Source organism: Dokdonella sp. (assembly GCF_051958935.1).
Classification (GTDB): Bacteria; Pseudomonadota; Gammaproteobacteria; order Xanthomonadales; family Rhodanobacteraceae; genus Dokdonella_A.
In genome coordinates this window covers 1-8,350 of the sequence record NZ_JBQCFP010000025.1, presented here as the reverse complement: position 1 = coordinate 8,350, position 8,350 = coordinate 1, and the positions used below count along the sequence as shown (strand labels likewise).

Below are 8,350 nucleotides of genomic sequence, written 5' to 3'. Positions count from 1 at the left end.
CCACGAACGCGAGGCGATCGTGCCGTCGCTGTCGGTGGAGCTGTCGGTGAAGTTCGCGGTGAGGCCGCTCGTCGTGAAGCTGAAGTTCGCGACCGGCGGCGTGTTGGTCGGCGAGCTGACCGACACGGAGGTCGTCTTCGTTTTGGTCGCGCCGCCGTTGTCGGTGACCGTGAGCGACACGCTGTAGGTGCCCGCGCTCGCATAGGTGTGGCTCGGGTTCGTCGCGGTCGAGGTGCCGCCGTCGCCGAAGTTCCACGCGCGCGAGGCGATCGTGCCGTCGCTGTCGGTCGAGCTGTCGGTGAAGTTCGCGGTGAGGCCGCTGGTCGTCACGCCGAAGTTCGCGACCGGCGGAACGTTGCCGCCACCGCCACCGCAACCGGCGAACTTGAAGCTGCCGATGCGGGTGCGCCAGTTGAAGCTGCTGTTCGACGCGTAATACTCCTGCGTGTACCAGAACGTGCAGTCGTCGACCGGATCGATCGTGAGGTCGCTGTAGTCGCCCCAGCGGTTGCCCGAGCCGGTCTGGCTGCCACCGCCGTCGAACAGGTGCGTCTCGGTCTGCGTGATCGTGTTCAGCGTGTCGCCCGCGAGGCGACCGGCGTAGCGGATCTGCGGATTGATCGAGCTGCTCGAGGCGGAGTAGGCCAGCGCGAGGTTGCCCTGGCGATCCATCGCCGCGCTGCCCATCCAGCGCCACGTCGTATCGGGCTGATAGGTGCTCTCCTGGAACTTGGTCGGCGTGCCAGACGTCGCGTTGCGCAGTTCGAACCAGCGGATGCCGGCGATATTGTTCGCCTTGACCGTGTAGTTCCCGACCAGCGATTCGTGATCGCCGAAGTTGCGGTAGGCGAGGCGGAACATCAGGCGGTCGTCGAGGCCGTTGAGGTAGTTCGACGAGCCGGCGGCAGTCGGCACGCACTTCGCATTGCTGCCGCACGGCTGCGTGAACGCGGCCGCGGACGGGCTGCCGGCGAGCGTGAAGGTCGTGTTCGACGGCGTCACGTAGTCGGCGTGGAAGCGATAGGTCTTGTAAGTATTGGTGTCCGGATACTCGACGAACACGCCGGGCGCGCCGGTCGGCGGCAAGGTCGCCCCGTCCAGATCGGCGGGCATCAGCGGTGCGTTGCCCGAGCCGAGCGAGGTCGTCGTCACGTAGGCGGCACTGGTCGCGCCCGCGATCATCGCCGCGCGGTCGAACGCGAACGGCTGCGGCCGGAGGTAGGCGGTGCCGGAGGAGTTGAATACGTTCATCGACATGTAGTAGCCGTCGGGCCACACGCCGAGGTGCGGATAGTCGTAGAACTCCGAACCGAGGTGATAGCCGTAGCGCTTGTAGCTGCCGGTCGCATCGGAGCTCGTCGACACCGCGATGCATTCATCGGTGATCGTGCTGCCGCCGGCGAACTGCGTGATGACCCAGCGGTCGGCGATCTGGTCGTACAACACGATCGGGTCGCCGTGGCCGGAGGTTTCGCACACGCCGCCGAAGCCGGCCCAGATCGACGATGTCGCGCGCGGACCGAGCAGCGATGCGCCGGTGGCCTTGTCGAATACCTGGTAGCCCGCGTTGGTCATCTGCACGTACTGCGTGCGGCCGACTTCACCGTTGGTGTCGGGCGGCGCGCAGCCGCAGGAGCCGACGCCCATGCCGTCGAAGCTGAGGATCGGCGCGGGCATCGCGGCATCGGTCAGGTTGCCGATGTTCTGCACGATCGGATCCTTGCCGTCCACATGGCGACCCGGGATGCGCCAGTTCTCGGCCGCTTCGCGCTCGTCGTTGGACCGATCGCTGACCGAGCCGTTCCATTCCGGCAGGTAATAGAGCGGCAACGAGGTGTCGCTCTGGTAGGAGGTGCCGTAGACGATCGTCTGGCCGCGTGCATTGACGACCGAGCTCGGCTGGAATTCGGGCGGCAGGCGCGTATACGAGGACGCCGATGCCGCGGACGGCGCGAGGCCGCCGAGCGCCACGAGCGCCGCGGCGAGCAGGCCGCGACGTGGAGCGAGTTCGAAGTTCACGATGTGATCTCCCCATCAAGGACGATTGGGCAACGCCGCGGCGTACCGCAGCACCGTCGCAAGCTCCGTTGCACCCCGGTCGCGTCCTCTTCGTTGCGTCGCCCCTCTCTTGGCGGCGCGGGAAGGCGTGTTCTGCGAAAGATTCCGGGTTGGCCCGGATCCGGGTACCGGTCTTCTGTCGGCCTTCGACATAGAACGATCGGACCATAGCACCATGCGACATCCGTCTCAAAGCGGATATGTATCCGTCTTGAGGCGCGGGTCACGGTTCAGTGTGCTGCAGTGCAGCGCGGGCAGCCGGCCCCGCAGCGCGGCTCAGGCGAGCCGGGCGATGAGCTCGGCCGGCGCGTCGATCGGTGGCAGGCAGGCCGATCCCTTGCAGAGATAGGCGACGCCGCCCGAAGAATGGGTCTGCGCGCCGAGCGTGCCCGGCAGTTTCGCGCCGGACGGGATGCGCCATCGATCGATGCCGGCCGCGTCCGCATGCGCGATCGCGGCCTCCCAGCGCTGCGCTTCGTCATCGTCGGCGCGCAGCACGAGGATCGTCCGCGCTTCGAGCGCATCGCCGAGTGCGAGCAGCAGGCTGCAGCACGCCTGCGGCGATTCGGTGAGCATGGGCCATGCCGCACGCAGGCAGCGCTCGGCTGCATCGAGCCAGCGCGACTCGCCGACGAGGTGGCCGAGCGCGAGCAGCGCGCGCGCGGCGACGCCGTTGCCGGCGGGCAGCGACTCGTCAACGAACGGCTTGGGCCGTTGCGGCAGCGGCTCCGCGTCGTGCGCGGTGAACCAGAAGCCGCCATTCGCGCGATCCTCGAACCGTTCGAGCAGCGCATCGGCGAGTTCGATCGCCCAGGCGAGGTCACGTGCGCGCCAGCGTACCTGCAGCATCGCGAGCAGCGCGTCGAGCAGGAATGCATGGTCGTCGAGATACGCGGGAAAGCGCGCGCGCCCGCCGGCGTGGCATGCGTACAGGCGGCCGTCGATCCACACGTTCGCGCGCAGGAAGTCGAGTGCGCGCTCGGTGGCGGCGAGCAGCGGCGATGCGGCCATGGCGCGCGCCGCGCGTGCGGCGCCGGCGATCGCGAGCGCGTTCCACGCGGTGAGGATCTTGTCGTCGAGCCCAGGGCGCACGCGGCGTTCGCGCACGGTGAGCAGCTTCGCTTCGGCGCTCGCGCGCCGCGCGGCCGCCTCGTCGACGCCGATGCCGAGCGTCGCCGCGAGCGCGTCGAGCGGGCGCTTCACGACGAGATGCCAAGCATGGCCTTCGAAGTTCGCCGGCTGGTCGAGTCCGTACAGCGGCTCGACCAGCGCGAATTCGTCGTCGGAGAGCAGGGCACGCACCTCGTCGCGCTGCCACACGTAGTAGCGCCCTTCCTCGCCCTCGGAATCGGCATCGTACGAACTCATGAAGCCGCCCATGGGCGCCTGCAGCTCGCGTTCGAGCCAGTGCGCGCACGCTTCGGCCGTCTGCGCGAACCCAGGTTCGCCGAACAGGCGCGCCGCGCACGCGTACTGCGGCAGCAGCTGCGCGTTGTCGTAGAGCATCTTTTCGAAATGCGGGATTTCCCAGCGATCGTCGACGCAGTAGCGGAAGAAGCCGCCGCCGAGGTGGTCGGCGAGGCCACGGTCGGCCATGCAGGCGAGCGTGCGGCGTGCCATTGCGCGTGCCTCGCCGCCCTGCGAGAGCAGCCAGGTGATCTCCGTGGCGTGCGGGAACTTCGGTCCGCCGAGGTGGCCGCCGTTGTCCGGGTCGAAACCCCGCGCGATGCGCGCGAGCGCGCCCCGCAATGGCGCATCGTCGAGCACGCCCGCATGGGCCGCGTCGTGCCCGTACTCGTTGAGGAAGTGCGCGAGCGCATCGTTCTGCGCGCGCAGCTCGTGCGGCTTGTCGTCGTGCCAGGCGCGCACGGCGCGCAGCACCTGCGTGAAGGCGGGCATGCCGTAGCGCGGCGTGGTCGGGAAGTAGGTGCCAGCGTAGAACGGCACGAGGTCGTCGGCGGTGAGGAACATCGTCAGCGGCCAGCCGCCGCCGCGCCGCGCGAGCGCCTGGTGCGCGAGCTGGTACACCTTGTCGATGTCGGGACGCTCCTCGCGGTCGACCTTGATGTTCACGTACAGGGCGTTCATGAGCGTCGCGGTCGCCTCGTCCTCGAAGCTCTCGTGCGCCATCACGTGGCACCAGTGGCAGGCGGCGTAGCCGATCGACAGCAGGATCGGCTTGCGTTCGCGCCTCGCGGTCGCGAGCGCTTCGTCGCACCACGGCCACCAGTCGACCGGATTGTCCGCGTGCTGGCGCAGGTACGGGCTCGTTTCGAGGGCGAGTCGGTTGCTCATGCGCCGAGTCTACGCCGTGCGCTGGACGAGGGCGCACGCACGGCGCCGCCATTTCGTACGGGCGCGCGCAGGCGACGCCGATCGCCGCATGCGTGCGTGCTTGCGAGGATCGCCACGTGGACACTCCGACCTGCAGCGAAGCCGTGCGAACCCATCGTTTATGCGAGGCGATCGGCGAGGGCCGCATCTACCGCATCGATTTCGGCACCGCCGAGCAGGCGCGCACCTTCGACGACTGGATGCTCGCCTGCGCAGCTGCGCGCGCATTCGGCGAGGCGCGCGTCTGGCGCGCATCGCAGCTCCTGTGCTGGACCTTGCTGCCGGATCGATGGCACGGGCTCGTGCGCCTCGTCGGGCTGGACTCGCTGCCGATCCTCGTTGCGCGGCTGAAGGCGGTCGCCGCCGGATCGGTCAATCTCGCCGCCGGGCGCAGCGGCGCCGTGTGGGCGCGCGGCTACCACGAACGCGCGGTGCGACCGGACGAGGACTGTGCCGCGATCGCGCGCGACATCGTGCGCGAATCGGTACGCAGGGGCGTGTGCCGGCGCGTCGGCGAGTACCCGTTCTGGGATGCGTCGTGGCTCGGGTGATGCTGCGGCATCGCGCCGTGCCGAGTTGTGGCGCCGGCACCGGCGCGCTACCGTGCGGAATTCCGCGTCCCCAAGGTCCCGCCGTGTCCGAGCCGATCGAGTATCCCGCCCTCTACCTCAAGCGCGGCGAGGATGCGCGCCTGCGCGCGGGGCATCTGTGGGTGTTCTCGAACGAGATCGACGTCGCCCGCTCGCCGCTCGGTGCGTTCGCGCCCGGCGACATCGCCGCGATCGTCGACCATCGCGGCAAGCCGATCGGCATCGGCTACGTCAATCCGAATTCGCTGATCGCCGCGCGCCTCGTCGTGCGCGGCCTCGCCCATCCGTTCGATCGTTCGCTGATCGTGCATCGCCTGAACATCGCGCTGGCGTTGCGCGAGCAGCTCTATGCCGAGCCCTACTATCGGCTCGTCTACGGCGAAAGCGACGGCCTGCCGGGCCTCGTGCTCGACCGCTTCGGCGACGTCGTCGTCGGCCAGATCGCCACCGCCGGCATGGAACGGCAGAAGGACGCGATCACCGACGCCGTCGTCAAGGTGCTCGCCCCGCGCCAGCTCTGGTGGAAGAACGACGCCGGCATCCGCGCGATGGAGCAGTTGCCCGAATATGCCGACATCGGCTACGGCGAGTACGCCGCGCCCGGCAGAGGCGGCGAAGTCGTCGCGAAGGAAGGCGGCCTCGTGTTCGGCGTCGACCCCGTCGGTGGACAGAAGACCGGCTGGTTCTACGACCAGCGCGAGAACCGCGACGAGCTCGCGCGCTTCGTGACCGGCAAGCGCGTGCTCGACATGTTCAGCTACCTCGGCGGCTGGGGCATCCGCGCCGCCGCTTACGGCGCGCGCGAGGTCGATTGCGTCGACGCTTCCGCCAGCGCGGTGGAGGCGACGGTGCGGAACATCGAGCGCAACGGCCTCGCCAATCGCGTGAACGCGCTGCGCGCCGATGCGTTCGAACACCTCAAGGCCTTGCGCGAAGCGCGCGAACGCTACGACGTCGTGATCCTCGACCCGCCCGCATTCATCAAGCGCCGCAAGGACTTCAAGGAGGGCAGCCTCGCTTACCGTCGCCTCAACGAACTCGGCATGCAGGTGCTCGCGCGCGACGGCATCCTCGTCACCTGTTCGTGCTCGCACCACATGCCGCGGCAGGCGCTGCTCGACGGCGTGCAGCAGGGCGCGCGCCACCTCGACCGCCAGGTGCAGATGCTCGTGTCGCTGCAGCAAGGCCCCGACCACCCGGTGCACCCGGCGATTCCCGAGACCGACTACCTCAAGGGCTACATCGTGCGCGTGCTGCCTGCGTGAGGCGGCACGCGTGGATGAGCCGGTGCGCGCGGGCGGTGCGCATTCGCCCGTCAGTCACTCCGGCCGCCGCAGGGCTGCCCGCGAGCGGGCAGCCACCCTGGTTCGTGCGGGCGCCGGCATGCGTCGATCGCGGTACGCGCCTCGCCGGCATCAATAGCCATCGAGGCCATCGATGAAGATCGCGTCGCCCTCGAAGCGTGCGAGCGCGAAGTCGTAGTCATTCAGGCCGCTCCCCGCGTCGCGCTGCCACAGGCGCGAACCGGTGAGCAGAATGCGCCCGCGGTCGATCAGCAATGAGCCGCCGATATTGTCGGTCGGTTGCGCATCGTCGTGATGTTCGAACGCGACCGCCTTGACCCAGCTCGGGTTCACCCCGACGGTCGCGAAAGCCATGTCCTCGCTGCCGTCGGCAAGGAAGCGTCCGACCCACAGGAGGCGATCGGGATCGGTCGCGCCGGGTGTGTTCGCAGTCGAGCCCGAAACGAGGATGCGATTGGTGGTGGCATCGACGACGAGGCCCCCGACGTCGAGGTCCGCGAGCAGCGATTCGCGTACATGATTGCCTTCGTTGCCGAACGCCTGCGGTGCGAATGCACCGTCCGCCTGCAGGCGCGTGAGGATGAGGTCGGCGCCGGTAGTGTCCGCCGCGGTGCCGGCCATGACGAGGTAGCCATTGCGATCGAATGCGAGGCCGCGCACCTGTTCGTCGAAGCGCGCCGGCGCCTGCGTGAAGCTGATCGTGCGCTTGCCCTGGTAGGCCTCGCTGCCGGTGCAGGCACTCGCGTTCGTGCAGAACGTGGGGTCGAGGTTGCCGCTGCCGGCGCCGATCTTCGCGATCGCGAAATCGTGACTGGAGAACACGCTCGTGTAGGCGTAGCCGCCGACGTAGAGCGAGGACCCGGCGAGCAGCAGGGCCGTCGCGCCATCGTCATCGCCCCCCGCATGGTTTCCGTCGAGGTCGAAGGCGATCGTCTGGATACCGTCGCCGCCGCCGAACCCGCTGTCGGGCGCGGCATCGGTTTCGCGCAGGCGCATCACGAAGAAGTCGTAGTCGCCCGGATCGTTGCGCTGCGCCGATCCGGCAAGATAGATGTAGCCGCTTTCGGAGATCGCGATCGCGCTGACGCTGTCTTCGCCGTCGACCGCGTAGTCGACCGGCACCACGCGGCATCCATCGGGACCGACCTGCGTGTCCGGCGTGCCGTCGGGTGCGTAGCGGCAGACGAACGGATCGTTGTCGAGCGGGTTCATCGCCTGGCCGCCGACGATGATGCGGCCCATGAAGTCGGTCGCCGCGACGGTCACGATCGCATTGGCGGGCAGGGGCCGAGTGAGGTAACCGCCGCTGCCGAAACTCGCATCGATGCCGCCGTTCGGCCGCAGGCGGGCGAACGCGACATGGCCGTAGTCCGCATAGCCGACCACGGTGTAGCGGCCGGCCGCGTCGACGAAGGTCGCGACGGCTCGGTCGAATCGACTCGTCGACAGGTCGAACGCGACCGTGCGCTTGCCGTCACCGTCGAAGCGCAGGTCGAGGTCGCCGTCTCGGGCGGTGCAGAGGCTGGCGCCGAGCAGCAGGGCGGCGGTGATGATCGGGCGGAACATGGGCACTCCTCGGGATCGGGGCGGTCCGCGCGGGCGCGCTCCATGCGCGCATCGCGACCGTCGCAGGCAGTTACGCAAGCGCGCGGCAAAAGCGGCAATCGCGAAGCGCGGGCGGGCCGGGGAGGGCGCGCCGGCGCGCCCGTCAGTGGGGGCGAAGCGCATTGCGCGCGAATGGTCGGGGCAACGGTCGTCAGCGGCAGGCGCACCCCACCGCTCCGTTCGCGCTGAGCGCAGCCCGCTTAGCGGGCGGACTCCGGCCTGGCGGCCTGCGCCCAAGGCGTGTATGCGCCATGTTTGTGTGGCGGCGTCGCTTCTGGATAAGGATCAGCGGGAATCGGAGCGGCGCGCCAGCAGCTTGCGCGTCGCGATCGCATCGGCATCGTCCTTGCCGAGCTGCGCTTCCTGCACGGCGAGCGCGCGCTCGAGCAGTGCGCGCTCGTCGCCGGTCGCTGCGTGCTGCGCCTCGCGCACGAGCGCGAGCTGCACGAAGCAGGTCGC

5 protein-coding genes are annotated in these 8,350 nt (G+C 69.2%); 2 read left to right on the top strand and 3 right to left on the bottom strand.

Annotated elements, in window-relative coordinates; translation table 11 throughout:
* Window positions 1-2,019, bottom strand: a 2,019-nt coding sequence (locus ACTHK2_RS02880; protein ID WP_440244188.1) for a PKD domain-containing protein, incomplete at its 3' end; no start/stop codon positions are given.
* 315 nt (window positions 2,020-2,334) lie between these two features.
* Window positions 2,335-4,353 (bottom strand): thioredoxin domain-containing protein, encoded by a 2,019-nt coding sequence (locus ACTHK2_RS02875; protein ID WP_440244187.1) that lies wholly within the window; start codon window positions 4,351-4,353, stop codon window positions 2,335-2,337.
* A gap of 116 nt (window positions 4,354-4,469) precedes the next feature.
* On the opposite strand from ACTHK2_RS02875, the gene ACTHK2_RS02870 reads away from it, so the two are divergent.
* Both ACTHK2_RS02870 and ACTHK2_RS02865 read left to right on the top strand, forming a co-directional pair.
* Window positions 4,470-4,943, top strand: coding sequence for a transposase (locus ACTHK2_RS02870; RefSeq protein WP_440244186.1), 474 nt, complete (start codon window positions 4,470-4,472; stop codon window positions 4,941-4,943).
* A gap of 83 nt (window positions 4,944-5,026) precedes the next feature.
* Window positions 5,027-6,247: a class I SAM-dependent rRNA methyltransferase gene (locus ACTHK2_RS02865; protein WP_440244185.1), complete on the top strand. Its 1,221-nt coding sequence runs from the start codon at window positions 5,027-5,029 to the stop codon at window positions 6,245-6,247.
* Between the two features lie 150 nt (window positions 6,248-6,397).
* Here ACTHK2_RS02865 and ACTHK2_RS02860 read toward each other — a convergent pair whose 3' ends face one another.
* Complete coding sequence (locus ACTHK2_RS02860) at window positions 6,398-7,852, bottom strand: hypothetical protein (RefSeq protein ID WP_440244184.1); 1,455 nt, start codon at window positions 7,850-7,852, stop codon at window positions 6,398-6,400.
* Window positions 7,853-8,350: the final 498 nt, after the last annotated feature.